Source organism: Erwinia typographi (assembly GCF_000773975.1).
Classification (GTDB): domain Bacteria; phylum Pseudomonadota; class Gammaproteobacteria; order Enterobacterales; family Enterobacteriaceae; genus Erwinia; species Erwinia typographi.
The window spans coordinates 42,845-69,819 of record NZ_JRUQ01000041.1 but is presented as its reverse complement, the minus strand read 5'-3'; the positions used below and the strand labels follow the sequence as shown (position 1 = coordinate 69,819).

General features: G+C 53.2%; 27 protein-coding genes. 8 read left to right on the top strand and 19 right to left on the bottom strand.

Annotation, left to right across the window (positions count from 1 at the left end; all coding sequences use genetic code 11):
* Positions 1-20: 20 nt before the first annotated feature.
* The 6 genes from NG99_RS14585 to NG99_RS14560 form a co-directional block, all read right to left on the bottom strand.
* Positions 21-950 carry a MaoC family dehydratase gene (locus tag NG99_RS14585; protein WP_034894253.1) on the bottom strand — a complete coding sequence of 310 codons (930 nt, stop codon included), beginning with the start codon at positions 948-950 and terminating at the stop codon, positions 21-23.
* Positions 937-2,109, bottom strand: coding sequence for a CaiB/BaiF CoA transferase family protein (locus NG99_RS14580; RefSeq protein ID WP_034894249.1), 1,173 nt, complete (start codon positions 2,107-2,109; stop codon positions 937-939). Before NG99_RS14580 ends, NG99_RS14585 begins: the two co-directional genes overlap by 14 nt.
* Positions 2,109-2,738: a DAK2 domain-containing protein gene (locus NG99_RS14575; protein ID WP_052130719.1), complete on the bottom strand. Its 630-nt coding sequence runs from the start codon at positions 2,736-2,738 to the stop codon at positions 2,109-2,111. The genes NG99_RS14580 and NG99_RS14575 overlap by 1 nt, the downstream gene beginning before the upstream one ends.
* Positions 2,735-3,742 (bottom strand): dihydroxyacetone kinase subunit DhaK, encoded by a 1,008-nt coding sequence (locus NG99_RS14570; RefSeq protein WP_232298308.1) that lies wholly within the window; start codon positions 3,740-3,742, stop codon positions 2,735-2,737. Before NG99_RS14570 ends, NG99_RS14575 begins: the two co-directional genes overlap by 4 nt.
* A 14-nt stretch (positions 3,743-3,756) precedes the next feature.
* Complete coding sequence (locus tag NG99_RS14565; protein WP_034894244.1) at positions 3,757-5,484, bottom strand: acetolactate synthase catalytic subunit; 1,728 nt, start codon at positions 5,482-5,484, stop codon at positions 3,757-3,759.
* Between the two features lie 298 nt (positions 5,485-5,782).
* Positions 5,783-6,235, bottom strand: a complete 453-nt coding sequence (locus NG99_RS14560) for a winged helix-turn-helix transcriptional regulator (RefSeq protein ID WP_034894241.1) — start codon at positions 6,233-6,235, stop codon at positions 5,783-5,785.
* Positions 6,236-6,393: 158 nt separating this feature from the next.
* Between NG99_RS14560 and NG99_RS14555 the strand changes: the two genes are divergently transcribed.
* A complete protein-coding gene (locus NG99_RS14555; RefSeq protein ID WP_052130718.1) occupies positions 6,394-7,014 on the top strand; it encodes an NADPH-dependent F420 reductase in 621 nt (206 codons plus the stop codon).
* 62 nt (positions 7,015-7,076) lie between these two features.
* On the opposite strand, the gene NG99_RS14550 is transcribed toward NG99_RS14555, so the two are convergent.
* Entirely contained in the window at positions 7,077-7,925 is an 849-nt protein-coding gene (locus NG99_RS14550) for a LysR family transcriptional regulator (RefSeq protein WP_052130717.1), read from the bottom strand.
* 99 nt (positions 7,926-8,024) lie between these two features.
* Between NG99_RS14550 and NG99_RS14545 the strand changes: the two genes are divergently transcribed.
* Complete coding sequence (locus NG99_RS14545) at positions 8,025-8,912, top strand: alpha/beta fold hydrolase (protein ID WP_034894239.1); 888 nt, start codon at positions 8,025-8,027, stop codon at positions 8,910-8,912.
* Between the two features lie 102 nt (positions 8,913-9,014).
* Here NG99_RS14545 and NG99_RS14540 read toward each other — a convergent pair whose 3' ends face one another.
* The 12 genes from NG99_RS14540 to NG99_RS14490 all read right to left on the bottom strand — a co-directional run bounded on the left by NG99_RS14540 (position 9,015) and on the right by NG99_RS14490 (position 20,801).
* Positions 9,015-10,547 carry a sugar ABC transporter ATP-binding protein gene (locus NG99_RS14540; protein WP_052130716.1) on the bottom strand — a complete coding sequence of 511 codons (1,533 nt, stop codon included), beginning with the start codon at positions 10,545-10,547 and terminating at the stop codon, positions 9,015-9,017.
* 55 nt (positions 10,548-10,602) lie between these two features.
* Positions 10,603-11,775, bottom strand: coding sequence for a sugar ABC transporter substrate-binding protein (locus NG99_RS14535; RefSeq protein ID WP_269745684.1), 1,173 nt, complete (start codon positions 11,773-11,775; stop codon positions 10,603-10,605).
* Positions 11,776-11,862: 87 nt separating this feature from the next.
* Positions 11,863-12,900 carry an ABC transporter permease gene (locus tag NG99_RS14530; protein ID WP_034894233.1) on the bottom strand — a complete coding sequence of 346 codons (1,038 nt, stop codon included), beginning with the start codon at positions 12,898-12,900 and terminating at the stop codon, positions 11,863-11,865.
* On the bottom strand, positions 12,897-13,910 hold the full coding sequence (locus NG99_RS14525; protein ID WP_034894230.1) for an ABC transporter permease: 1,014 nt from the start codon (positions 13,908-13,910) through the stop codon (positions 12,897-12,899). The genes NG99_RS14530 and NG99_RS14525 overlap by 4 nt, the downstream gene beginning before the upstream one ends.
* A 68-nt stretch (positions 13,911-13,978) precedes the next feature.
* Positions 13,979-15,022 (bottom strand): HoxN/HupN/NixA family nickel/cobalt transporter, encoded by a 1,044-nt coding sequence (locus NG99_RS14520; protein WP_232298306.1) that lies wholly within the window; start codon positions 15,020-15,022, stop codon positions 13,979-13,981.
* Between the two features lie 66 nt (positions 15,023-15,088).
* Positions 15,089-15,565, bottom strand: coding sequence for a nitrile hydratase accessory protein (locus NG99_RS14515; protein ID WP_052130714.1), 477 nt, complete (start codon positions 15,563-15,565; stop codon positions 15,089-15,091).
* A gap of 10 nt (positions 15,566-15,575) precedes the next feature.
* Complete coding sequence (locus NG99_RS30220; protein WP_269745683.1) at positions 15,576-15,929, bottom strand: SH3-like domain-containing protein; 354 nt, start codon at positions 15,927-15,929, stop codon at positions 15,576-15,578.
* Positions 15,926-16,243 (bottom strand): SH3-like domain-containing protein, encoded by a 318-nt coding sequence (locus NG99_RS30215; protein WP_269745682.1) that lies wholly within the window; start codon positions 16,241-16,243, stop codon positions 15,926-15,928. The genes NG99_RS30220 and NG99_RS30215 overlap by 4 nt, the downstream gene beginning before the upstream one ends.
* Before the next feature lie 11 nt (positions 16,244-16,254).
* The gene (gene nthA, locus NG99_RS14505) at positions 16,255-16,863 is read right to left on the bottom strand and encodes a nitrile hydratase subunit alpha (RefSeq protein ID WP_034894227.1); all 609 of its coding nucleotides are present in this window, start codon (positions 16,861-16,863) and stop codon (positions 16,255-16,257) included.
* A 424-nt stretch (positions 16,864-17,287) separates the two neighbouring features.
* On the bottom strand, positions 17,288-17,881 hold the full coding sequence (locus NG99_RS14500; protein ID WP_034894225.1) for an ANTAR domain-containing response regulator: 594 nt from the start codon (positions 17,879-17,881) through the stop codon (positions 17,288-17,290).
* Between the two features lie 25 nt (positions 17,882-17,906).
* Positions 17,907-19,070, bottom strand: coding sequence for a transporter substrate-binding domain-containing protein (locus NG99_RS14495; RefSeq protein ID WP_052130729.1), 1,164 nt, complete (start codon positions 19,068-19,070; stop codon positions 17,907-17,909).
* 18 nt (positions 19,071-19,088) lie between these two features.
* On the bottom strand, positions 19,089-20,801 hold the full coding sequence (locus NG99_RS14490) for a nitrilase-related carbon-nitrogen hydrolase (protein WP_198138785.1): 1,713 nt from the start codon (positions 20,799-20,801) through the stop codon (positions 19,089-19,091).
* Between the two features lie 428 nt (positions 20,802-21,229).
* On the opposite strand from NG99_RS14490, the gene hutC reads away from it, so the two are divergent.
* The 6 genes from hutC (at position 21,230) to NG99_RS14460 (ending at position 26,807) form a co-directional block, all read left to right on the top strand.
* Complete coding sequence (gene hutC, locus NG99_RS14485) at positions 21,230-22,048, top strand: histidine utilization repressor (protein ID WP_052130713.1); 819 nt, start codon at positions 21,230-21,232, stop codon at positions 22,046-22,048.
* Positions 22,049-22,320: 272 nt separating this feature from the next.
* Positions 22,321-23,160: an ABC transporter substrate-binding protein gene (locus NG99_RS14480; RefSeq protein ID WP_198138784.1), complete on the top strand. Its 840-nt coding sequence runs from the start codon at positions 22,321-22,323 to the stop codon at positions 23,158-23,160.
* Positions 23,161-23,192: 32 nt separating this feature from the next.
* Entirely contained in the window at positions 23,193-23,990 is a 798-nt protein-coding gene (locus NG99_RS14475; protein WP_198138783.1) for an amino acid ABC transporter permease, read from the top strand.
* Positions 23,980-24,774, top strand: a complete 795-nt coding sequence (locus NG99_RS14470; protein ID WP_052130712.1) for an amino acid ABC transporter ATP-binding protein — start codon at positions 23,980-23,982, stop codon at positions 24,772-24,774. Before NG99_RS14475 ends, NG99_RS14470 begins: the two co-directional genes overlap by 11 nt.
* 54 nt (positions 24,775-24,828) lie before the next feature.
* Positions 24,829-25,788 carry a cucumopine synthase-related protein gene (locus NG99_RS14465; protein WP_034894222.1) on the top strand — a complete coding sequence of 320 codons (960 nt, stop codon included), beginning with the start codon at positions 24,829-24,831 and terminating at the stop codon, positions 25,786-25,788.
* 212 nt (positions 25,789-26,000) lie between these two features.
* On the top strand, positions 26,001-26,807 hold the full coding sequence (locus tag NG99_RS14460; RefSeq protein WP_034894219.1) for a phytanoyl-CoA dioxygenase family protein: 807 nt from the start codon (positions 26,001-26,003) through the stop codon (positions 26,805-26,807).
* Positions 26,808-26,975: the final 168 nt, after the last annotated feature.

Sequence of the window (26,975 nt, the reverse complement as noted above, 5' to 3'; positions counted from 1 at the left end):
GAGTTAAAAAGAGGTGCGTATTAAAGTTGTATTCTGCAGCTTGCCCAACCGACCGCGGTGCGTTCCCCATGCTGGTTCTCCGCCCAGACATGAAACTTCACCACGTCTTGCTGCATCTCATCGATCACCGCTTTACAGGTAATGGTGTCGTTACGGTAAACCGGCCTGATATAGGCCATTTTTATCCAGCCGGAGGTGTGCCAGCTGGGACCGGCGAAGCTCGCCAGCATTTCGGCAATCCAGCAGGTTTCCATCATTCCCTGCGCCAGGGTGTCACGGAATCCGGCTTTTAGCGCCACTTCGATATCGGTGTGAATGTTGTACCACTGGGTGTTGCCGCCCGAGAACACCGTCATCTGCCCCTGCTCAGGCCGTTTCTGTAACGGCTGCACCGGCGTGCCTGGCGTCATATCCAGCCGGGCCTGTCTTAGCGGCGCGACATCCTCAGGCCACACGGGATCGATATGCCCCGCCAGTGGCGTTTTCGCGGCGTTGCCGGTGCCAAGCTGGATATCGTCAGGAATACGCATGATCTCAGTGCTGATCTGGCGTACATACGCCTTGCCGCTGTCGGCGTCGCGCGCTTCGGTATCAAAAACCGTGTAGCCTTTGCCACGCTTCATATATTTATCGGTATACCTGCCGGTGTAGCTGAGACGGGCATTAAGCGGCACCGGATTGATAAACCAGATCTCTTCCTTCTGATGCAGCCCAACGGTGCGGCTGGGATCGTAAACGCTGCAAAACAGCGCTACCAGGTCGCGTCCCAGCATCGGCGCAGGCACCCAGGGTGCCTGCGTGCCGACATATTCCGGGCCGTAATCATCGAGGGCAAAGCAGGCGCGGCGGCGGTATGCTTCATCCGCATCGACCCGCAGCGGACCGATTAGCTCATCGACCACCACATTTTCATAGGTAGGTTCACGCAGTTCAGGATTAATGCGAGCCATGCTGTTCTCCTTTCTTAATGCCCCACTCGGCCAATACTTCATCGGTATGCGCGCCCAGCACCGGCGGTGCGCGACGAATCGAGCCCGGGGTATCGGAGAGTGAAACCGTCACGCCGTGAGTGGTATACGTGCCTGCGGTGGGATGTTCGATATCCACCAGTTGGTTGCGCGCCTTCAGCTGCGGGTTCTGTAATACTTCGTCGATGGTGGCGACCGCCGAGCAAGGGACGCCCGCTTTGTCCATCAGCATCACCACTTCATCAGCGGGCAGCGAACGCACCCAGTCAGCCACTATCGCGTCAATGCCGCTATTGTTTGCCAGACGCTGGTGATAATTATTGAAGCGGGCATCCTCCATCAGATCCTGACGCCCCATCGCCTCGATCAGGCGTGAAAACAGCGCGTCAGTGCCTGCTGAAAGGTAGACCCAGCGCCGATCGGCAGTCTGATAGCTATTAACCGGCGCAGAAAAGCGATCGAGGTTGCCGACGCGGCTCATGGTGCGCCCCAGCTGCGCCTGCTCAGGAATAGCGGAGATCAGCATACTGACCGCGCTTTCCAGCAGCGAGGCTTCCACCAGTTGACCACGCCCGGTGGCATGACGCACGTTCAGCGCCCCCAGCGTGCCAATGGTGGCGTACAGCGCCGAGGCGTAATCGACCATAAACGTGCCCGCCATGGTCGGCGGTCCATCCTGCTGACCAGAGATGCTCATAATGCCGCTCATCGCCTGCGCGATCGCATCGAAGCAGGGGCGCTGCGATAGCGGACCGCTCTGACCAAATCCTGAAATCCGCACCATAATCAGCCGGGGATTAAGCTGATGAAGCGTTTCCCAGCCGCAGCCCATTTTTTCCATCGTGCCGGGGCGGAAATTTTCGATCAGCACATCTGCCTTACTAATCAGCTGACGGAGCTGCGCCTGGCCCTCCGCGGAACGGAAGTCGAGCTCAAGGCTACGCTTGTTGCGATTGAACGAAAGAAAGTAGAGGCTTTGATCGTTCAGCTGCGGTTTGTTCTGACGGGTATCCTCACCCTTACCTGTACGCTCGACTTTCACCACGTCAGCGCCCATATCAGCCAGCTGCATCGCGCACAGCGGCCCGGCGATAAAGCGCGATAAGTCGAGGACTTTTAATCCTTCCAGTGAACCGGTCATCACAGTACCTCCGGTGAATGTGTGGTGCGGCCGACAGCGGCATCGACCAAATGGGCGAAAGCCACCATGCCGGGGTCGTCCAGACCAACCGAGCGTTCGGCGAACATACGCGCCCGTCCTATTTTGTTGGGTTGCTGACGCCAGCTTTCCAGCGCCGCGCCCACCGCCTGCGGCGCTACGGTCGGCCAGCTTTCCGGCGGCTGCGTTTTCAGCGCCTGGATTAAGGCATCGATAGCATCGAGTACGGTTTTATCGCCGAGGCTGGCGCCGCCCCGCGCCATCAGCGCGGCCAGCACGGCTTCCAGCATCGCTGGAATCGCCTGGGGTTCGAGGGTTTTCGCTGATGAGCTCTGCTTTGCCGCAGTCAGCAACGCGACGCCCAGCAAGGTCCCGAAACTGGAGCCAGAGGCGCGGACGCAAGCCATTGATGCCGCCTGAAACACGGCGGAAATATCCTGCGGCACGGTAGCCAGCGAGGCTTCGGTCAGGCGAGCGCACTTTTCCAGCGTGGCACCTAAATCGCCATCGCCCAGCTGACCGTCGAGCCGGTTCAATTCTTCCGCTGCGGCTTTTGCCCGACTACAGCAGCGCAGCAGCACGGCGCACAGTTGTTCTGCGTTCAGGCTCATGACGCATTACTCCACCAGGGGGAAGCGACCGGGGCGTTCAGTAAAGATTCCAGTTCATCGTCCAGTTTCAGCAGGGTCAGCGAGGCGCCCGCCATTTCCATTGACGTGGCATAACGTCCGATTTGCGGCGGGCTAACGCTGATGTTATGACCGAGCAATCCAGCCCGAACCTGACGCCAGAGGATAAACAGTTCCTCCAGCGGCGTGGCGCCCAGGGAGTTCAGCATCACCGCAACGCGATCGCCAGCCCGAATATCGCCGTCTTGCAGCAGCGTGTTGAGCATCTCGTCGGCAAGCGTATCGGCTGCCAGCAACGGCCCGCGATGAATACCCGGCTCGCCGTGGATACCCATGCCAAACTCCATTTCGTTATCGGCCAGGGTGAAGGTGGGTTTTCCCGCCTCCGGCACGGTGCAGGGCAGCAGCGCCACACCGATAGTGACGGTGTTATCCAGCGCGCGTTGAGCAATCTCCGCTACCTGATCCAGCGTAGCGTCCGGCTGTTCCGCTTTTGCGCCTGCGATTTTGTAGGCGTAAATCAGCCCGGCGACCCCGCGCCGTTTCTGGCGCTCGTCGCGCCGGGCGGAGCCTACATCATCACAGGCCAGCACGGTGCGGGTTGCAATCCCTTCCGCTTCCAGCATTTCGCTCGCCATGGCGAAATTCATTTTGTCGCCGCCGTAATTGCCAAACAGCAGCAGCACGCCTTTCCCGGTGTTGGCCGCGCGTATCGCGTCCATACAATCCATGACCGCAGGCCCGGCGAACACGTTGCCAACGGCGCAGGCGTCCAGCAAGCCCGTGCCGACGTAACCGGCAAAGGTCGGCAGGTGCCCGCTGCCTCCACCGGAAACGATCCCCGGTTTGCTGTTAGCTGGCGTGGCGCGCGTGATTACCCGACCCGCTTCGCCCGACTGCGCGTACAGATGAGGAAAGGCCAGGCACATGCCTTCCAGCGCTTCATCAGCGTAGTTTTCCGGGTTGTTAAGGATTTTTTTCATCATTTTCTCCCGGTGATTTAGTAATTCAGTCCGTCTTTGTTTTCGAACAGGGTGATCGGCGGGTAAGCGCGTTCATCGGTCACCACGTCAATCACCGTGGTGGTGCTGGCGGCAAAAGCGGCTTTCAGCGCCGGCAGGAAATCGGCGGCCTTGTCGATACGAACCCCTTCACACCCGCAGGCTCGCGCCACGGCGGCATGATCTACCGCAGCAAAATCGCAGGCGTCGGTGTAGCCGCCGAACAACGCTTTTTCCGCATGTTTTTCATAACCGAGGATCTGATTGTTAAGCACCACCAGCACCACGTTGATCCCCATACGGCGCGCGGTTTCCAGCTCTGACCAGACATGAGCAAATCCTCCGTCCCCAACCAGCGCAAATACCGGCGCTTCCGGGCAGGCTACTTTAGCGCCCAGCGCATAGGGGAAGCCCCAGCCAAGCCCTGCCAGACCGCGCGGCGTCACAAAGCGGCTGCCGACGGCCCGTGAGGTCAGGAAGTTGGCGACCCACACCGAGGAGTAGCTGGCATCCGCTACGACGACGGTTTCCGACGTCAGCACGCTGTCGAGATCGCGCATCAGGCGCTCAGGGCGCAGGGGCGAAGCGTCCAGATTCAAGGTGTTACTGACTTCCGCCTGCCAGCGCTCGTGTCCGGCCGCAATGCGTTTACTCAGTTCAGCACGCTGCTGAGTACGCTTGCTGAGGTCGTGTTTTTGCAGGGCCGCGCTGAGCGCCTCCAGCGTCAGGCGGGCGTCGCCAACCAGTCGCAGCGCGTCGTAATTACGCCCCACTTCCTGACCGTCGATATCCAGATGGATGTAGCGGGCGTTCTCTGGATAGAGCGTCCAGCTGTCAGTGCCGTTCTGATTGGTGCGGTTGCCGATCATCAGGATGACATCCGCCTCGGTGACCAGCTCGCGCAGATAACGTGTGCGACCGCGCTCGCCCATGAAGTAGCCAACCACCCCGACGGAGAGTGGATGCGTTTCATCCACGCTCCCTTTGCCCATCGCCGTCGTCGCCACCGCCAGGCTGCCGCGCTCCTGTAAATCCGCCAGCGCGGCGGAAGCGTCAGAGAGATGAACGCCACCGCCAGCGATAACCAGCGGCGCGCGGGCGGTAGCCAGCAGTTTTGCCGCCTCATTGACAGCGTCCGGGGCCGCAACGCTGCGATCCAGCGGAAAGTGACCGAGTGACGCCGTGCGCTTACCTGACGCCCCGGTAGCCTGTTCATTAAACAGATCGATAGGGATAATCAGCACTGCCGGCCCAGCCCGGCCTGAGGTGGCTGCGGTAAAGGCCATATCAACGTAATCTTCAAGCCGGTCGATTTCGCTGACGCGTTTGGTCCATTTTGCGACGCCCTTAAAGAGTTCCAGGTGGTCAAGTTCCTGGAAGGCGTTTTTATCGACCATCTGGCGATGCACGTCCTGAACGATAGCGACCACTGGCACCGAGGCTTTAAAACTTTCAGCCAGTCCGGCGACCAACAGTGTTGCCGCCGGACCATTTTGCGCGGTAACCACGCCGGGCTTATGCGAGAGACGGGCATAAGCGTCGGCCATATAGCTGCCCGCATTTTCAGCGCGATAGCCGATCTGACGAATTCCGTACTGCGGGGTAGCCAGAAACAGGGCGGCCGGAATGCTTTGCCCGAAAATAACCTCAACCCCGTGACGTTTCAGGGCAGCAGCGACGATATGCGCCCCAGATTTCCCCTGTTGCTTGCTTTGTTCAGCACTCATGATGTCTCCCATAGTGTTTTAAAGGCGGCTTTTTCGCCGCTGTTCCGGCCGAATACAACAACCTGTTAACCAATGATTAACTTATAGTCACTCTCACATAAAAACGTTTTTAATAAAAACGTTTTTATTGCGTTTTGTCGGGCAGGATCACGGAATAAAAAATGTGCAGTGCGGAAAGTTACGTGCAACCTTTTGAATAAAAATGGGTTCTTTTTACCGGTGGCGACACGTCTGTTTGGAGAGATTTGTGAGGCGCTTCACGAACAGCTTGAGCGTTGCGGAGGAGCGAAAGTCCTGATTATTCCCTGCTCTCAGGAAAGAGACATCCGCCATTGCGGATCAGCGCCTTCACCTCTTCGCTAACCTGCACGGGGCTTTGACTTAATCGGGCAACGAATTCCTGACTGTGCCGCACGTACGACTGCGAATCATGCTTCGCGCTCCACAGGATAATGCTAAGCATGACAGGAATGAGGTCCAGGCCCTTATCGGTCAGACTGTAGAGATCCTTACGCCTGTCGTTGGGGCTGGGCGTTTTCGAGAGAATGCCCTGCTCCTCAAGAGAGGCAAGGCGGGACGCAAGGACATTGGTTGCAATCCCCTCTTCCGATTTCAGGAACTCGCCATAGGTCTTTTTGCCATCAAAAACAATGTCGCGAATGATCAAGAGCGACCACCGGTCGCCGAAGATCTCCACGCCGTAGTTCACTGCGCAGTGGGACCGAAGGTCTTTTTTACATGTCGTCTTCATAGCCAGATCTTAACATAACTTGCTTGTCGCAAGTAAAATTTCATCATTCACTTGCATTTTGCAAGCTAAATACCCAACATGGCCTCTACGTTGAGCGCGGTCGTAGGACCGCCTCGGTAGTCCATAAACGATCGTCCTCAATAAGTAAGGAACTTGACATGAAAATCGGCTTTATCGGTGCCGGGCCCGTCGCCCAAACGATCGCCAAACACGCCCTGTTGGTCGGTCACCAGGTTGTCCTTAGCAACACGCGTGGGCCTGAGTCGCTCGCTGGCCTTGTAGCGGAGTTGGGCTCTGGTGCTACCGCCGGAACGGCGAAAGAGGCTGCGGAGCAGGATCTCGTGGTGCTTGCCGTCAAATGGTGGCACGTACAGGCGGCATTGTTTTCGGTAGGCGACTGGAGAGGCCGGGTCCTCGTGGATACAACCAACCGCATTGCCAGCATTGAGCCTTTGGCGCTAGGTGACATAACCGGCCGGACGTCGAGCGAGATCGTTGCCGATCTCGCCCCCGGAGCGAAAGTCGTTAAGGCATTTAATACCGTTCCAGTATCCTGGATTGCAGATTTTTCGGCGTCAAAGCGGAAGACGGCGTTTTTTGTGTCCGGGGATGATGCCGACGCCAAAAAGGCGGTCAGCAACCTCATTGAGGAGTTCGGTTTTTACAGTCTCGATCTGGGTTCTCTCGCTGAAGGCGGCCGACTCCAGCAAACCGGCGGACCGCTTGTGGGGGTCAATCTTACGTTCAATGAACGGTTCGTCCTTCCTACCATCGACTGAGCTGCCGAGCATGGCGGTTCACAATGGGCTGTCTTTACTGCTTATTGTGGCCGCCGCACCGCTCAGGATTTATCAAGGAGATCAAGAAAGCGGATGACTTCTGGTTTGCGAACGGCGGAAGGCGCAACATTCAGAATGAACCAGACCAACGGCAGCGCCGGAAGGTTGATGTTGTTCTCTACCCTCAGGCCAGCCGCAAAGCATTGAGCGAGCGGCGCAATGGCAATGCCTGATTCTACCGCTGTGTGGATAGCGTTGAGGCTGGGACTGGTCACAATGACCTCCCATTTACGCCCTGCGTTGTTTAGCGTATTAAGCGCAGCGCGGCGGTACACGCACCCATCAGGGAACAATGCCAGGGGCACGGGCTTATCACTGTCTGAAATTAACCAGGGATCGCCTGCCCAGATCAACTGATCACCGCCAATGATCTTGTCGGTTGAATTTTCATCCAGAGATTTGGCGAGAACCACATCATAGCCCCCAGACTCCGCGCCTTTCAGCAGCTCATCAGTGATGCCGACATGGATCTCCAGACGAACATTTTTACTGCACTGATGATAGCGCCGTAATACCGGAGGGAGCCAGTGGCAGGCCAGATCATCACTGGCTGCAACGGATAAATGGCCGGGACGGCTGTCTGTCAGCAACCGTAGATGGGCATCCTGCGCCAGCTGGAGCATGGAGCGGGCATAGTCCAGCAGCATCACTCCGTCTTCGGTCAGAGCAACCGATCGCGTCGAGCGTCTGAACAGCGTTTTCCCGATCCGATCTTCCAGCCGTTTGATCTGCTGGCTGATAGTGGACTGAGTAAGATTCAGCTGTCTGGCTGCAATCGTGAAGCTTGAACAGTCAGCAACGGTGACAAAGGCATTGATGATCTCAAGTTCAAAAACGGCGGCGTGATTCATTACCATTCCAAATTAATTTAGCCATATAATATTAATTTAACAAATATATTCATCGAATGTCAGAATGCAATTCCTTATTCAGTCAATTCAGGTGATTTTATGTTTGAAGGATTTGAGGATACAAACATCACGCTGCGATCCGGACTCACCTTGCGTGTACGCATCGGAGGGGAAGGGAAACCCGTATTACTTTTGCATGGCTACCCACAAACCTCTGCCTGTTGGCATAAGGTGGCTCCGTCGCTGGTTGATCGGGGATTCAGAGTGATCGCTCCCGATTTAAGGGGTTATGGTCGCTCTGATAAACCTGTCTCCGATGCGAAACATCTGACTTATTCAAAAAGAACGATGGCGGAAGATCAGGTCAGCCTGATGCAGGAGCTGGGCTACAGTCGTTTTTTACTGGCAGGCCATGACCGCGGCGCCAGAGTAGCCTTCCGCACCGCCCTTGATTATCCTGAAGCCGTCGAAATGCTGGCGCTACTGGACATAGCGCCGACAGATGAAATGTATGCTCGTACGGATCGGGATTTCGCGACCGGATATTACCACTGGTTTTTCTTGATACAGCCTTCGCCATTGCCTGAAAGATTAATCGGCGCCGACCCTGACTTTTATCTCAGAAGTAAGCTTGCGGCGTGGGGAAGAAGCGGTACCGACGTTTATTCTCAGGAAGCCGTATCTGAATACCTTCAGGCTTTCCGGGATCCGGTCAGTATTCATGCGACCTGTGAAGACTACCGTGCGTCAGCAACGATCGATTTAGAGCATGATGCCGCTGATGCCGATAAAAAAATTAACATGCCCTTGCTGGCGCTGTGGGGAGCGAAAGGGCTGGTAGGAAAACTGTATGACGTTGAAAAACTATGGCGTAAGCGCGCGCATCATGTGGTGGGAAAGGGGTTGCCAGCAGGACATTTTCTGCCTGAGGAAGTGCCTGACGAAACCGCTGAAGCGCTGATTCATTTCTTCAAAAATCAGCCTTAACGGCCAGAAATTCGGACATCCCCCTTGGGCGAATAAGCCTGCAAGGTAAGGCCTCGTCATCTACCATGAGGCCTTACCATCCTTACAATGAAATTATCCCTTTTAAGCGGACACGACCTCGCTGCGGGCCGCATTTCCGGTCATCAGGCTGACCATCTCGCTTTCATCCATATTCCCGCCAGTACGCTCATCCACAATGCGTCCCTGATACATAATCAGGCAGCGGTCAACCAGCGCCTGTAATTCAGGTAAATCGGTGGAATAAACCAGTACCGAACCGCCGTCCCCGACAAACTGACGAATCGCATGATAGATAATTTCCTTGGTGCCCACATCTACGCCGCGAGTGGGATCGTACAGGAGCAACGTTTTCGCACCGGACAACAATGCCCGCGCTATCAGCGCTTTTTGCTGATTACCGCCCGAGAGCGCGCCAATTTTGAAGTTGAGGTAGCGCTGGCTCAATTCCACCTGCTGCGCCACGCTGGAAATGGCTACCCTCTCCTTTTCTCTGTTGACCATACCAAGCCGGGTAAAACGCGAGAGTACTGAAGGCGTTACATTGGCGGCGGTGGAAAGTGAAGGGAAAATGCCTTCACTTTTACGATCTTCAGGGACAAATGCGATACCACTGTGCGCACTCAGCGCTTCACGAGGATTACGCAAGGTGACCACCTTCCCCTGTAGAACCATTTGTCCGGCGCTCGCCGGCATCAGTCCGGCCAGAGAGCGAAAGAGTTCGCGTTGCCCCTGCCCCTCCAGCGCCGCCACCCCCAGAATTTCACCGTCGTGCAGTTCAAAAGAAACGTCCTGAAAGGCTACGCCGCATAAATCATTGGTGACCAGTCGTTGATTGCGCGTGGTCGGCAACTCGCGGCTGTGCGCCTGAGTGGCCTGACCGGCTCGCCGCCCCACCATCAGGGCGAAAATATCGTCATTGGTCACCTGTTGCAGATTTACCGTATCGATACTTTTGCCGCTGCGCAGTACCGTGGCATGGCTGGCTATTTCACGGATTTCGGCCAGACGATGAGAGATGTAGAGTACCGAGGAGCCAAGCGCGGTCAAGCGATGCACCAAACGAAACAGCCAGTCTACGTCCGCCAGAGCGCCGGTCGGTTCATCCAGAATCAGTAATTTGGGATTCAGATGCATCGCCCGCACGATCTCAACCCGCTGTCGTGCGGCAAGCGAAAGGTTCTCTACCGCAATGTCAGGCGCTATATCGAACACATCGTGGTTGTGGAGAATCGCTTCCGTCTGCTGCTGCATGCGTTTTTTTGCTGGCATACCAAGCGTATTTTTAAGCGCGTGCGGCAGAAAAAAATTCTGCGCCACGCTTAGATTGGGCAGCAGACTGAGTTCCTGAAACGCCGTGCTGACGCCAAGCATGCGGGCATGGTGGAGCGAGCGGGGAGCATAAATTTCCCCGTCCATGGTCATGCTACCGCTATCAGGCGAAACCACGCCGGAGAGAATTTTCACCAGCGTCGATTTTCCTGCCCCGTTTTCACCCAAAATGGCTTGTACCTGACCAGGCTGTAAAGTCATCGTGACTTTTTCCAACGCGACGGTAGGACCGTATGATTTGGCTACGGCTAAAAGTTGGATCTCTTTAGACATGGCGTGTTGCATAGCGCGACTCCTGTGGCCCGATGACTGCTGACCATCGGGCTCTCTTCTGGCAAGATTACGGTTTCACGGTCGGCGTGACTTTGGTCAGTTTGTACTGATCGGGCGCGGCCTGACAGCGGTCGCAGTTGATACCGGGTTCGTCAGCGGCTTTAACAATCTGCTCCGGCAGCGGCTGAATAGTCGTCCCCGGCGTGGGGATGCCTTTCAGCGCCGAATCTAACGAGATTTCTGGCAGATAAACAGGATGATAAATTTCCGCAGAGAAGCCCTCTGGTACCATGTTGCCCGGGAAGACGTTGCATCCATCGGTGATTTTTCCGTCTTTACACAGCTTCATTTGATCGGCCGTCACCCAGGGAAGGGGATATTCAATGTTGGTTGGCGGCAGATTACGTTTTCCCGTCAGCACTTCCATCATCAACTTAAAGGCATAGCCTGCCGTCGCCGGAGGAGAACCCGCCGATACGCCACTTAGCCCACGTTGACGATAATCACTGTTTAAGAAGCCCAATCTGAAGCCGTTCATGTTCTCGCCCATGATAGGGATCATTTTTCCTTTACGATCCGCAACGGCGTTCAGCACTCCCGCCTCGCCCAGCTCGGACCAAATGCCGTTCACGTCAGGATGGGCGACCAGTGCTTTAGCCGTTTCACGCTGGCTGATACGATCGTCCCAGTAGCCGTAAAACTCGGAGACAATCTGGATGTCAGGGTATTGTTTAAAGATATGCATTGCACCGTCGTAATGACGTTTATCCACCGACGTGCCCGGCACCCCGCGGTTCATGAAAATCTTACCCTTGCCGCCTAATTCATTGACCAACTCCTGGGCCATATTTTCTCCGGCGCCAGCCGAAATATAGCTAATGTTATAAGCACATTTTTCCGTCACCGTGGAATCAAACATAAAGAACTTTACGCCCTGGCTACAGCCGCGACGGACCACTCGATTTAAAGCCGTAGGCGAAATAGGGAAGCTAATAATCCCATCGGCCTTACTGGCGATCATACTTTCATAAGCAGATATTTGAGCCTGTGGGTCAGTACCGGAAATAACCTCGGTCAGGTCCACCATTTTGTCATAGGGCGGCGTTTTTGCCAGCGACTTAATAATATTCGCCGTCTCGCTCATCCAGTTATTTCCACTGTAGCTTAAGCTTAAAAATATTTTATATTTTTTTGGCTGTTCCTCGGCATTGACATTAGCAGCGAAACAGAGCGCAGCCATGATTGCGACGGCCGAAACCGCGCATTTCTTAAAATGCTTTAATAAAGACATGATGACTCCAGATAAAGTGAAGTTAGATGTTAAGTGTTACTGGCGTTTTGAAAAATCACCTACTCTTTTTGAGAGAATTAATATTGAATTAATTGATCCCGACTGGAATAACAACGCCACCAGGATAATCAGCCCTGAAACAATCAATCGCCATCCCTGGTCTAATCCCGTCGCGGCGATCATTGAATCGACCGTAGTCAAAAATAAGGTTCCAGCCAGCGTGCCAATAAATTTCCCCTTTCCGCCAAGAATCGACGATCCGCCCACCACCACGGCAGCAATGGACGGCAGCAAATAGGGATCGCCCATCCTTAACGTGGCGCCATCCGAGTAGCCGGTCAGCAGCGCGCCGCCCAGCGCGGCGCACAGGCCGCTGAGCGCATAGGCGACAATCGTTATCTTACTTACCGGAATGCCGCTAATCCCTGCTGCCCGAGCGTTACCGCCAAGCGCGTACAGATAGCGCCCAAACAGGGTCCGCCCCTGGATTAACAGTGCAATCAGGCTAAAAACGATAAAAAACAGCAGAATACAGGGAACACCAAGCCAGCTGCCCTTCACCAGCGTTGACAGCATCGGCGGTGAGGAACCCAGCGTGCTGCCGGACGTTGCCCCCAGAGCCAGTGACCCGACGATGATGCCGGACCCCATCGTCATGATGAAGGGAGGAATACGCAGGAAGGTAATGCCGATGCCGCTCACAGCGCCAATCCCTGCGGCGGACAGCAGAATAAAGGGAAACATCCACAGCGTGTTTTCCCCGCTGCTGCCGATCATTCCGGCCGTCATCACTCCGCCGTACATAAAGAGTGAGGCAACGGACAGATCCATCCCGCCAGACAGGATGACCAACCCCTGACCAAATGCCACCACCAGCAAAAAGGAAGCGAGGGTAAAAATCATCATCACCTGAGACCAGGAACCTAATGCCGGACTTATCAGCCCTGATGCGAGGATCATCGCTACCGTGAGAACCAGCAGCAATACCGGGGCAATCAGATCGGCGTCCAGCCGGCTCCCGCTTCGCCGATCCGGTCTGGCGATATCACCGTTGGTCAGAATGGATTTGTTCATGATGACGATCCTTTCACGGCAGTGCCTTTATTAAGCAGGCGACTACAGATAATTGAGACGATCAGCAGCACGCCCTGGAAAAAGCCGATATAGAAAGAGGACACGCCGAGTGCAAACAACATTTTTTGCATCAGGAGTAGCACCGCTGCCCCGACCATTGAGCCAAAGGCTCCACCGCGCCCGCCACTGAGACTGGTGCCGCCTAACGCCACCGCAGCGAATGAGAGGAGCAGGAACGGCTGGCCTGAATTTGGATCGCCTGTTGAGGTTTGCGCGCTGAGCATAAAACCCGCCGCGCCATAGAAACATCCCGCCAAAATAAAAGCCTTACAGCGCGTCCAGCGCACCGGTATCCCCGACAGCGCCGCAGCCGTTTCATCCGCACCGATAGCATAGATAGCCGTGCCGGTATCCGTACGCTTTATGACCAGCCAGATGAGTGCGAATACCGTCAGAAACAGGCCTGAAATCGGCAGGACCTGCCACAGTGAATCGGTGAGCGTATCGCTGATAAACTCCGACACGCTGCCGCCCGGAACCGGCAGCAATAACAGTGCGATGCCCTGGCTAACAATCATGGTGCCAAGCGTCGCAGCAATGCTCTGAATGCCATGCCAGGCAATCAGATAACCATTTATCAGCCCAATCAGCGCCCCCACGCCAATGCACATCCCCAGACTCAGACAGGCGCCGAGCGGTCCCTCGAACGGGAAAACCGCCGTCAGCACGTTGGCTATCGAAATAACCCCAACCAGCGATAAGTCGAAGCCTTTTGACAGCACAACTAAGGTCTGCCCCGCCGCCGCCAGCGCCAGGGGAGCCGCATTATTCATCAGGTTAGTCACTGAATAAGCGCTGAATGCGTCCGGCTCTGACCAGCCGTACAGAAAATACATCAGCAGATAAACTATTACGGCCAGCACAGCGCCGTTGAGGGCGAAAAAACCTCTTTTTTCAGGCCGAAGGGAGCCCATGGTCTTGTGACCAAGACTCTGCGATAGAGAATTCATAACCGAGCATCCTTTAAATAAGGGAGAACGCGGAGCTACCCGTTATCTGATGGGCTGCCTCGCGGCAGCTATTCAAATTTTATGTCAATCTCGTCGTAACCTTGCAGACGATAAATGACGGCGGAAATACCCCAACAGAGCAGGAAGAGCGCAATGATGACGTAACCCAGCGTATTAAAGTGTTCCGTAAGCGCCTGGATGTCTTGCCAGAAAGTCCCGGTAAAGGACATTTTTTCCGACAGCAAACTAAGCACTTCGATTCCTCCAATAAAGAACGCTACGACAACGGACATCAGGGTAATTGAGAGGTTGTAATACAGTTTTCGGATCGGCCGCACGAATGCCCAGCGATAGACTCTTACCATTAAAATCCCGTCCAGCGTATCGACTAATAACATCCCGGCGGTAAAAAGCGCGGGCATTACCATGATGCTGGAGAAGGAAATACCGCCAACCGCTTGTGCTGAGGACAAACCAAATAACGCGATCTCGGTTGCGGTATCAAAACCAATTCCGAAGAGAAAACCGATGGGAAATAAGTGCCAGCTGCGTGAAACTAACCGGAACAAGGGGCGGAATAACCGGGCCAGAATGCCGCGTTTATTCATTAATATATCCAGGTCTTCTGAAATGAGGGTGCCGCTCTTTTTGGCCTGGCGGAATGTTTTCCATACTGAAACCAGGATGGCCAGGTTGGCGAACGCCAGGATCAGCATAAATCCTGCTGACACCATCGTACTGATCAGTCCGCCGATTTCCTTCGCGTCGCCCAGCGCCTTATCCAGTGCGCTGGCGGTTAAGGCGACAAACAGGCAGCTGATGATGACGACCGAGGCATGCCCAAGGGAGAAGAAAGCGCCAGCGCATTCAGCCGATTGGTTCTCCTGCAACAGTTTACGGGTGGCATTATCAATGGCAGCGATATGATCGGCGTCCACGGCATGGCGTAAGCCGAACATATAGGCCAGTAACGCGGTCCCCATCAACGCAGGCTGGGAGCCGAATTCAAAATATGCCCAGCACCAGGCCAGAAGGTTTATCGTGACAATACCGAAACACAGCCCTTTCATGCGACCGGAATAAGGTACCGCGGGGGGATTGATTATATTCATCTGCTTCACCTGCATCAAAAGTTAACGACACGGCCGTTGAGCCGCCGTCCATAGCGGCATCGAACGTCATTGAATCCCGGCATCCACGGCTATCGGCACCGGCGACAGGCCATGATGGTGATGATGATGGTGGTGAGGATGAGCCTCCTCCACCCCTTTCAGAGCCATGCAGGGATCGACAATGTGCGCGACCCGCTGCAACAACACCGGTTGTCCATGCGGCGTGTTCAGGTAAGCCAGATGCCAGAGCGCCTGCCGTGCCTCCACATCCTGCTCATCCAATAGCGCTTTTTCCTTCAGCACGATTTCCAGCGCAGTGAGCCACTGTCGGTAATAGGCGTCCCCGATGCTTTCATCCCTACGCTGCGGCTGTTCACTAATCACGCCAGAAAATGTGTTGACCCACTCGCTCCAGGTAAACGCGCCGTTCTGCGACAGCTGCAAAGTCGTGGCAAAGGCTTCCGCTTGCCAGGGTTCGCCAAACGCCATTTCAGGCTCTTCAAGCGCCACACCCGGCAGCAGCTTCATTGAGATAGTTGTCATCGCATGCTCCTCAGACCAAAGGCTCAATGTAGTCATCCCAAAGGTCGAGATAGACCGCCGAGTTTTCGACGGCCGCCTCTCCCCACAGCTCACTCGATTCAAACCTCACGCTGTACAGATGCTGAGGTTTTTCGCCGTTACCGTGGGCGTAAGTGTCCGGGAACACGAAGGAGCCGTGATACTGCACGACGGTGCCGATGCGGCCGCGCACGTAACGCGGCAGCCGGGTGTGGCCAGTCGGGTTAATATTTTTTGCGAGGACGCGATCGCCAGGGGCAAAACGCACCGGCAGGCCGGTTGGGCGGACATACACCGGGTTAGTTTTTACCGCGGTATAAACCCGATCTTTTTCTAAAATGTTCATACCTGTGCCTCCTGTTCCGCTAACTGTTTTACTTTGGCTTCCAGTTCATCCAGGGTGAAAAGCCCGTTGTTAATGCCAAGCGTCTCCATCGCGTGGAACCAGTGAACGTAGTAAGGCGTGCTGAGATATTCCGCAGGATCCATTACCTCAATAGCGTGTCGAAACTCATCAATGGGACAGAGCCCACCGGCAAAATAAAGACCAATGGTAGAAAAGACCTGTTTTTCCCATTCCGCTTTAAAAACCGGCTCGTTGAGATCGATTTGAACAGGGCCCAGGTTATGCATACCACCAACATCATGAATAGAATTCATCAGGCGACTCCTCAGGATTGCACGGCAGGTAAAATATCTGTACCAATCATGGCATTACGGGTGACCAGCTCAGCCAGTTCCTCTGCGTTCAGGTGTTCGCTCCCCGCCGGGCGCAGCGGCAGCACCATATAGCGAATTTCGGCGTTACTGTCCCAGACGCGAATTTCAACATTGGCGGGAAGCATGACGTTAAACTCTGCTAATACTTTTCGCGGTTCGATAACCGCGCGTGAGCGATACTGGGGGGCTTTATACCAGGTCGGCGGCAGACCTAGCGTTGGCCACGGGTAGCATGAGCACAAGGTGCAGACAACCATGTTGTGCACACTTTCTGTATTTTCCGTTACGAACATATGGGCGCCTTCCAGACCGCTGAACCCCAGTTCAGCAATAGCGGCCGTTGCATCGCTTAACAGTCGGGCTTTATAGGCCGGATCGGTCCAGGCTTTGGCGACAACTTTAGCGCCATTTTTGGGTCCAAAACGGTGCTCGAAAATATCAATAATTTCATCAATCGCATCGGCTTTGATGTAACCTTTTTCCATTAACAAAGACTGGATCGCTTTAATCCGCAGTGTCGGAATATTCGGCGGTGTCGTAGGTTCGGTGATATCACTCATAATATTTCCTCATCAATGATTGGCGACTGTATTTCTGCATAATTCAGCAACATCAGGCAGCCCTTGATTGTTTAACGCAAAAAAAAAGCCCCTTAACTCATTTCGAGTTACAGGGGCATCGTTGCCAGTGCTATGTTGTCAATGCAGTATTAAGGATATTCACTTGCTGGAAAGCGCTATCTGTAAAACAGGCAACCGGCAGCATCCCATTAATAAAGCAATATGTATGCCACATTCATATTGAAATTAAATCACTTTTATCGGTTGAAAAACAACGCGTTAGTAACAAGCCTGTTTAAATCATTAAAAAAACACCTGTCGGGGTACATAAATGCTTTTATTTAGTGCATCCCCATCCCTTTTTTGGTGCGAACGATCGACTTAAATCTGACCAAAACGCGAAAAAAACTGCCTTTAATTACAGTCATTTAATATATTTTCGCCATTTCTCCGGGTTTGATAAAAACGTCACGCAGAATTCCTCCACTGATTTTTGCTGATTGGTTGCCAGTCGACGGAGTAATTCATAAGAATCATTCTCGCTATAATCAAATTCTCTAATTAATAACATCTGTGCGGATAACAAAAAACGCCTGAGCTGATGTCGCCGCTGGTGTTGCTCAAGCTTATCATTTAATTCTGTCTGGCTTCTGAAATGATGGCGTGCCAGAATCACGGTGGATAAAATCCCTTCTGCTTTAACCGGCTTTCGCAGAAAGGCATTCACCCCCTGTTCAATTACCCAGGCTATACGCGAAGGCGTTTCCATTCCCATTAGCGCTATTTTAGATAAAGTGGGCCATGTGTTATGCGTTTTGACATTAATAAGATCGCGATTATCCGAATCGAAAATCATACAATCATAAGGCACATCAAAGATTGCCGTTTCATAGTCGCTAAAGCTATCGCCGTGAATACCCAAACGCTGAAACTGTAGCAAAAGCGCTTTCTCATCCCGGGGTGCGCAGCCAATTAACGCAATACGTAATCCTTTGACCATTAGCAGTTGTTTATGCATTTGACCCTCCCCTTTCAACCATGAGCTAGCGTGACAAATCGGACCAGGTTAACCAGGGATCTGGTGATACCGGAGAGGGAGCCTGCCATAAGAGATGGAACTTACCATCGGCCCCGATGCGAGCCAAACGCGGCGTCAGGCTGGCATGATTGTTCTCACGATTAATTCGGGTTTTCCCATTCGGCGCGTCCAGCTCAATACCGTAAACCGCTTCGCGCACCAAAGGCGGATCGTCGCTACCGCTTGCCTGAATGCCTTTAGCCAGAAATTGTCCGCTCATCCAGGCGGCTTCCGCATCAACAGTGGGAACAGCGTGCTCACCAAAACGCTGGCGGTAGCATGATGCAAACTTCTGGTTCTGCACATTATCGATGCTGTGGAAGTAAACGGCCGACACCAGACAACCTTCAACCGCCTCCGCGCCAATCATCGCCACTTCCTGCTCGCACAGCGTTAAGCTGAGGCGCGTTGGCGCGGCTTCACGCAGGAAAGCGTATTCGACTGACATCGCCTTCCATACCTGATAAAAACGATAGGCCGAGATGCCCACAAGGGTGATCAAAATGACCGGTGGCCGACGCGCTAAAATATCAAGAATAATTGGCGTTACGTCCGTTTCCCCCAATCCCATAAAGCGACTGGCGACCATTTTTCCCTCGTGCATATCCAGCATGTCACGGGTGATACGGTCAATTTCCTCAGACCAGATGTAGTTGGAACCAACATGATAAACTTCCGGCCGCTCGTGCTTCAGTACGTAATCCAGCATCGGCAAAACATGCTGATTAGGAACGGCCCCCATGTAAATCACATGATCGCTGCTCTCATATCCCTCATAGCGCGCGGTGTGCCATAACATGGCATTGGTCCCTTCAATAAGGGGAAGGATCACTTTCCTTGATGCCGAGGTGTAACACCCCACAATGTGCTTAACGCCATGACGATAAAGCAGCTCGCGGCAGTAGCGATAGTAGTTTTCCAACTGGCAGCCAGGATCGTAAATAACCGGAGCCAGAGTAAAATCCATCGCCTCATTCGCGTTAACTTCTTCGATAGCCAACATAATACCGTTGAGCATTTCCCGGCCGATGCCACCGTACTGCTCGGATACGGAATAGAGGATGCCAACGGGAATAGTTTGTTTGCAACGTCGCTCGGGCGGCGTGAAAGATGGCTCTTTTGCTAACATACGCTTGCGCTCCTCCATTCAGTCACTATCCGCCGTTTTAATCAGCAACGAGTAATAGTGCGGTTGACGCATAGCGACCAAATCTTTACGCCGTACAACGTTCGTCGGGTAACCGCAATCAAGATTGCTGGTATCTATATCGAGTTGCGCCAGTGCCTGTGTGTCGGTAATCAGCGTTTCCACCCGCGGCCAGGCGAAGGTTTCCGGACCAAAGATCCCGCTAAGACCGCTGGAATGCGCGTTGGCATAGCAAAGATAAACGTTGTTTTCCCCTGCCCGCACCCGTGGCAGAAGCCAGTGGTATTGTGAGGCCGCAGTGGAAATGGGGTAGTTATGGGGGATTTTGGTGCCGGGATGCGACATCGAAGCCGGTAACTGTAGCGTGGATGGACAGACGATAATATCGCAGCCTTGCATCGCCAGCACCCGCCCAGCTTCGGGGAACAACAAATCCTCACCCAGCAGTAGCCCGACTCGCCCGCATGGCAAATCGAAGATTTTCCAGCTATCTCCCGCACTGGCCCACAGGCGGCTATCGGCGCTGAGATGCGTCTGCCGATAGTGGCCGACGACCCCATCAGGGCCTACCAGCAGCGCAGTATTGTATAACTCACCGGCCGCCGTTTTTTCTACCATTCCGACTACCAGATACAATCGCAGGCGGGCGGTCAGCGCCATCAGCGTGCTGATGGATTTGTGCTGCTGGCTGATAGCAGATTCGGCCGAGCGGTAAGGCCCCGTCAGACTAAATTCGGGCAAAGTCAGCAGTTCGACCCCGTTTTTAGCGGCGGCCTCCGCCCAATGAGTAATATGCCTCACATTAGTGCTGAGGTCGGTCGAGGGTTCGAATTGCGCAACGGCAAGGCGTGAACGTTTGCCTGGTGGCAGCGGAGATTTACTGTAAAGACCAAAGAAATCAAGAGGATTCCACATAAAGGTCTGCGTCATCAGGCTTTTGTACAGATCCGGCCGTCGCGTGGTTAATTGCGAACGCAGTACGGCCTTTGGCTGTAGCGATCCATAAACAATACCGTCGCCACTGTCTCGCCAGGCTTGCACCTCGCCATCCGGATTAATAATGCAGCTGCCACCACTAAACTGAACGCCCCGCTCTTCCCCCCAGCGATTGCTTTCAATTAAGTAGCAGCCGTTTTCGTAAGCACGGTTGATCCAGTAAGGCGCAGGGGTCCGCTCCGCCAGCCAATTGCTGATGTGGCAAATGACGTCCGCCTCTTGCACACAGGCCAGACGGGCAGTTTCAATAAAATGAATATCCATACATATCAACAGTGCAATATTGCCAATGGGCGTGGTAAAAACCTGATGGCCCAGTTCACCATTGGCGGCCCATTTAGGCTCAGAAATATACGGATGCGTTTTACGATGTTTGCCAATCACTCCTTCCGGGCCGATAAGCACAGCAGTGTTGTAATAAAGGCCGCTGACCATATCGACTTCTGGCATGCCCAGCACAAAATAGCAATCATGGCTGGCAGCCATTTCGGTGAAGCGTTCCGTGGTGTGTCCCGGCACTGATTCGACATAAGGGGCTATTTCCTCTCTGTCCAACCAGCAATAACCTGTAGTGCCCATCTCGGGCATTACGATGAGTTTAGCGCCATGGTGAGCGGCATCCTGCGCCAGAGTCAGCAAGCGTTGGATATTTTCCTTTTTACGAAACTGCTCTGGTTCAAACTGAATGGCGGCTACGGATAAAGGGCTTGTTATCATTGTCTTGCTCCATGGAAAAAAAAAGCCCCATCGCCGGTTAGGGTCAATGGGGCATCTTTGCCTGAAAAATGTTGTCATCTCAGCTGTTGCCTGCTCGATAAATTATCCAGCATGAGAATTCATTATCAGGCAATATCCACGCCAACTTTATCTTTTAAGCGCCAGCGCTCACTTTTAATATTTAAATCATACAGTTAAAATTCACCTGTAATCTCAATAAAAGAAAGTTATCCCTTTTTATGCATTAATGGTGCATTCACCGGAGCGAGCGCACCATTAGGGGGCGAAAGCCGATACCGTTGTTAGCGTAAAATTGCAGCCAGTTTTCCCTGCCAACCATAGTCCATTCGTATATTTACAACAGTACCCAGCATTCCATGATAGATTTGTATAGACTTATTGGGTGAACGATTACTAAAAGGGACAAGATGAAACACGATAACTCCCCGGTCAACACTACGCCTCAGCCGGACTCGAAAAGCGATATTGTCAAACGATCCAGAGTCAAAGGTATGCCCATTCATCAGGAAATACAGAGTGATATCAAAAATAAAATTCTGAGCAATGAGTGGAATCCCGGCGCTCGCGTCCCCACAGAACAAGAGCTGATGGAGATCTATCAATGCTCCCGTATGACGGTGAACAAGGCCCTTTCGACCCTGGTAGCATCGGGTATGGTTGTACGTAAGCGGCGCAAAGGGACATTTGTGGCGATGCCCAGAGCTGACGAGCCGCTGCTGGCGATTCAGGATATTCGTGCCGAAGTTCTTGCCACCGACAGCATGTACAGTTTTACCCTGCTATATCGCGACATTCGGACCATCACCGATACGGTCGAGGCTTCCCATATTGGCGTTCCAGTCAATGCCAAAATGTTATGCCTTGACGTAATGCACTACGCCGACAATCTGCCCTTTGCCCTCGAATCGCGCCAGATTAATTTGGCCGTGGTGCCTGACGTAGCCAATGAGGAATTTACCGATATCCCGCCCGGAAGCTGGCTGTTAAACAACGTCCCCTGGTCCGAAGGAGAACATTCGTTACGGGCCATCACCGCCGATGACGTGCTGGCCAAACAGCTGTCAGTCTCGCCCGGCACAGCCTGTATCTCTATTGCGCGGCGCACCTGGCTTTCCGGTGAACTGATCACCTTCGTCCGCTTGATTTATCCTGGTGAACGACACCGTTTTCTGGTGCGCTTCGGGCCTGGACCCGCCGCAGGCCAGTGGGCTCCTCCCAAACGATAACCTCTCCTTTCCCCCACTTCCCCCTCTCCCTATAAAAGCCCGAACCGGGCATTTACCTCTATTCGAAATCAAATCAACATCTTATAAAAAAGCACATCAACCTGAACAAACTTTGACCATACAATAAACTTATTTGTATATACATATATTGACGAGTGAACAGACGGGTTGTATCTTGCAGTTGTGAGTAAGTGACGGAAGTGTTAACGGCCAGGATGCCTGGCTCATGGAAAAGGGGTTATTGATACGAATCAATTTGTCAGGAGAACAGGGTGGATAAAAAGCACATCGTTAAGAGCGCAATGTTAAGCATCTCACTGGCTCTTATTTCACAATTTGCATTTTCTGACGTCACTGCGCCCGCCGGGATCAAGAGCAAAGGGCAATTAACTTTTTGTTCCGATCTGGAAAATCCACCAGCGGAAGGCATCGCGGATGACGGCAAAACCCCCAGCGGCGTTGCGGTTGACGTTATGAACGCGCTCGGCCCGCTGATGGGCGTTAAAACCCGCATCGATAATTATCAGTTTTCAGGCATTTTTGCCGCGTTGGATACCGGTAAGTGCGATGCCGTAGTGGCGAGCGTTGCCAAAACACCGGAGCGCAGCGAGCGTTACGGGTTAATTGATTACTGGAGCGTTAAATCAGGGTTGCTGGTAGTCAAAGGTAATCCTCTGCATCTGGATAAATTCGAGGATCTCTCCGGACGCCGTGTCGCCGCCCTGTTAGGCAGTAGCAATGAGGCAAGGGTTAAACAGATCGGTAATAAACTGGTCAGCGAGGGTAAAGCTGGCATTACCCTTGTGTCGCTGAACTCCTATGTCGCTGCCTTCCACGATCTCTTACTGGGAAGAGCGGATGCCATGGTCGGTGACTCCGTCGTCTTAAATTATTATATGTCGAAAGCGCCAAATAAATTCCAGACTGCGGATATGCACGTCCCGCCAAAAACCTGGGTTATCGTCACGCTTAAAAATAATAACGAGGTGCGGCAGGCTCTACAGAGTGCTCTGGATGAATTAAATACCTCTGGAGAAATGAAAAAGATCGTCAGTAAATGGGGAATTGAAAAGGGTGTGGAGCTGTGTAGCAGCAGCGCCCAGTGTGGCTAGACGTCTACTATTTCCCTGAAGAGGATAACAACGTGCTTACACATATCCAGTTGCAATTCAATACGGAGTTTTTCCTTAACTTTGTTTTTCATCCCCAACCCTTTTTGTTACAAGGTTTAGGTCTGACTATTATTGCCGCATTGTTATCGCAGATCATAGGCACCGTATTGGGAATACTGCTGGCGATGGCCGGAATGAGCCGATATCTTTTATTAAGATCAATTAATCAAGTTTATCTTTGGCTTTTTCGCGGCACGCCGGTATTAGTCCAACTGGTTTTAATTTATTTCGGGCTTCCCTATTTACTGGGGTTTGATCTTTTTCCGTCGGAAATGACGGCAGGCCCGCTATCTGTTCCAGGCGCGCTGGTTGCCGGAATTATTTCCTTCGGCCTCCATGAGGCCGCCTATATGAGTGAGATCACCCGTTCTGGTATTCTTGCCATTGATTATGGTCAAACCGAGGCGGCAAAAGCGTTAGGAATGCCACCCCGTCTGTTAATGCGCCGGATTATTCTTCCGCAAACCATACCCGTTATATTTCCGGCGTTGGGAAATCAGTTCAATAATATGCTGAAGACCACGGCGCTGCTCAGTATCATCGGCGTTTCGGAAATGTTCCGGGTTGCAGAGCAATTACAGGCCGCGACTTTTATGACCTTTGAAGTCTACATGGGCGTGTCGATATATTATCTGCTGTTAACGGCCGGATGGACGCTTATCCAGATGCTGCTGGAAAGAAAGCTGGGACGCCATTTATCGGGCAGAAGCGTAAAAAGCAGTAAACAGACCTCGCTGAATCAAATGACGGAGCTGGCCGATGAATCTTAATGAATCCGCTTCGCGCCCCGATGCAGTGACTTGCCTGGATGTCACCAAATCTTATGGTGATACGCCAGTACTGCGTAACGTGTCGCTGACCGTTAAAACCGGTGAAACGCTGGTCATTATCGGCCCATCAGGGTCCGGAAAAACCACGCTGATCCGCTGCATCAATCATTTGGAAAAGATCCAGCAAGGTTCCATTCACGTCGGCGGTACGCTGGTCGGCTACCATCTGAAGAATGGTCGCCTGATTGAAGACAGCGAGAAAAACATTGCGCTGGTACGTCGCCGGATTGGCATGGTATTTCAACGCTTTAATCTATTTGCTCATATGACCGCCCTGGAAAATGTCATGGAAGCCCCGATCAGCGTGCTACATCATGATAAGGCTTCCGCGAAGCGCCGGGCAGAGGAGCTGCTGGAGCGAGTCGGGCTGAAAACCAAGCTGACCTATTACCCATCGCAATTGTCCGGCGGACAGCAGCAGCGGGTCGCTATTGCCCGCGCGCTGGCGATGGAGCCAGAAGTCATGTTATTCGACGAACCCACCAGTGCATTGGACCCGGAGATGGTGGGGGAAGTCCTGAGCGTCATGCAGGGCCTGGCGTCTCAGGGAATGACCATGATTGTCGTAACGCATGAAATGGAATTCGCCCGTAATGTAGCCGATACGGTGGTGATTATGGATAGCGGGCAAATTATTGAAAAAGGGCCGCCGCATAAAATATTCACCGCGCCAGAAAATCCGCGTACGCGAGTATTTTTGAATAAAGTTCTGCACAAAATCTAACTGTGTCTGAAACATTGTAATAAGACAATGTTGTCAAAGTGATGAGGAATGAAAATGGGACGTTTGATTGATATTAGCTGGCCAGGTCTTGGTGTCACCGTGGTTGCCGAATTGAATGATGAAAGGAACCCTGAGCTTTGTGAAGAGTTCTGGCAGCATCTGCCCTTCAAGATATTACAGGCTCATCCGGTTGTATCCGGTGCGTCAATGTACGCCTGGACGCCAATTGTAAGCAGTGCCCCGGTCCACCACCGCGAAATGATCACCGATTGCCCGGTAGGCCGCCTGCGTTATTCACAATCTACCGGCAATAAGATGTCCATCCAATATGGCGTGGGACTGGAACCGCTGGCACAGCCCGTGCTGGGACAGGTATTAGAAGAATACTGTCATTTATTGCCCGACGTAGGCAAAGCGGTATGGAACAACCTGTTCTGGCAAAAAGACCTGATTTTTGTCGAAGTTTCTGCTCATGACAAAGCCGCGCCGGCCGGTGAACTGAAGAAAGTAAAAGCTACGACTGACACAGCACAGTGCTTCCTGGACGCTGCTGAACGCTTTCTGCTGACCGAGCCGGAGGATTTACGTAATATTCGCCTGGGTCGGGTGGAATCAACTGGCACCTACGGGCAATATTTTACCGCCTGGGATTTCGCTAACGGTATGCTGCGCGATTATATTATGTATACCCTGTATCCGCTGCTAACGCTGAGCAAAACATTGTCCGTCAGTGATTTCTCCAAAACGCTGAATGAATTTGATGTGCCCTATTCCAGTTATCTTGGCGTAAGCGGTCTGTATCAACTGGAAGAATATGCGGGAATGTTACGTACTGCTATTGCAGCCGCAGAAACAAAAGAAGAGATCCAGGAATTATTACGGGCGTTTATTAAATATGGCAACCGCTTGTGCGCCTGGTCTTATCAATATTTCCCCTGGTATCTTGGCATGTTTTACAATCGCCAACTAGGTGGGCAGGAGTTCCCGGGGCGCTGGAATGCTGAAAAAGTCTGAAGATGAATAAATAAATCACAGATGATGAATTATCTTTTTTTTAAAGCATTTCAGCATTTATTCTGACGGCACAAACTCTACTCCGCCTGTAATGACGGAGGACTATCTTATCTTTGTGAACAGGCAGAATGTAACTTGCTGCGGGCCCTGATACCCTGACGCCGGTAGGATGGCCCGCAGCTAATAACAGCCAAAATCCTTAAGGAGAAACTATGTTTGAAATTTCCCAGCAGGACAGAGAGGAATTTGAGCGCGATGGTGTAGTCATTATTCGTGGGGCATTCTCAGGTGAATGGCTCGAAAAAGTTAAACAGGGCATTATGTTTAATGTTAATGCGCCAAGCGATCACGGTCGCTTTATGGACCCAGAAACAAGAACCTTTTTCCAGGACAGTGACAACTGGCGGCGAATTGACACTTTCCAGGATTTTGTTTTTAATTCACCGGCAAAAGAAATTGCCGCAGCCCTGATGGGCTCCCGCAAAGTTAATTTTCTGCACGACCACGTTTTATCTAAATCAGCCGGAGCCTCTCAGCGTACGCTGTGGCATCAGGATCAACCCTACAGCCCGGTAGATGGCAACGACTATTGTACGATGTGGATGCCTGTCGATCCCGTGAATAAAAATACCGCGCTGGAGTTTGTCGCCGGGTCTCATCGCTGGGGAAAATGGTTCCGGCCCCAGATGTTCTCTACTGGCGAACTACGCGCAGGGGATGATGAAAAATGGGCGATCCTGCCTGATATCGAGGCAGACCGCGCGCGGTATCCCATTATCAACTGGCAGTTGGAGCCTGGCGACTGCGTGGTTTTCCACGGACTGACGCTTCACGGTGCACCCGGTAACGCTAGCGCCTCGCCCCGAAGGGTATTGTCTACCCGCTGGACCGGCGATGACGCCATTTTCCGCCGTCGTAGCGGAAAAACCTCTCCGCCAGAACCCGCTTCCGGCGGCCCGGAAAATGGCTGTCCACTCGACAGCACCGCCTTCCCGGTAGTCTGGCGAGCGCAAGAGTGAGCCGGCAAAGGCTTACAGGCCACGCCGCTCGACATTCAGGTCAGCGACACCACGGAGGCTCAACACGTTGTTTATGCGTGAGGCCAGGGCCGAAAGTGAAGCGCGTCCGCGTGCGCTGCCGGTCGATATCAAAGCCGGCGAAACGGGTTCAATCCGCGTGCTGTAAGA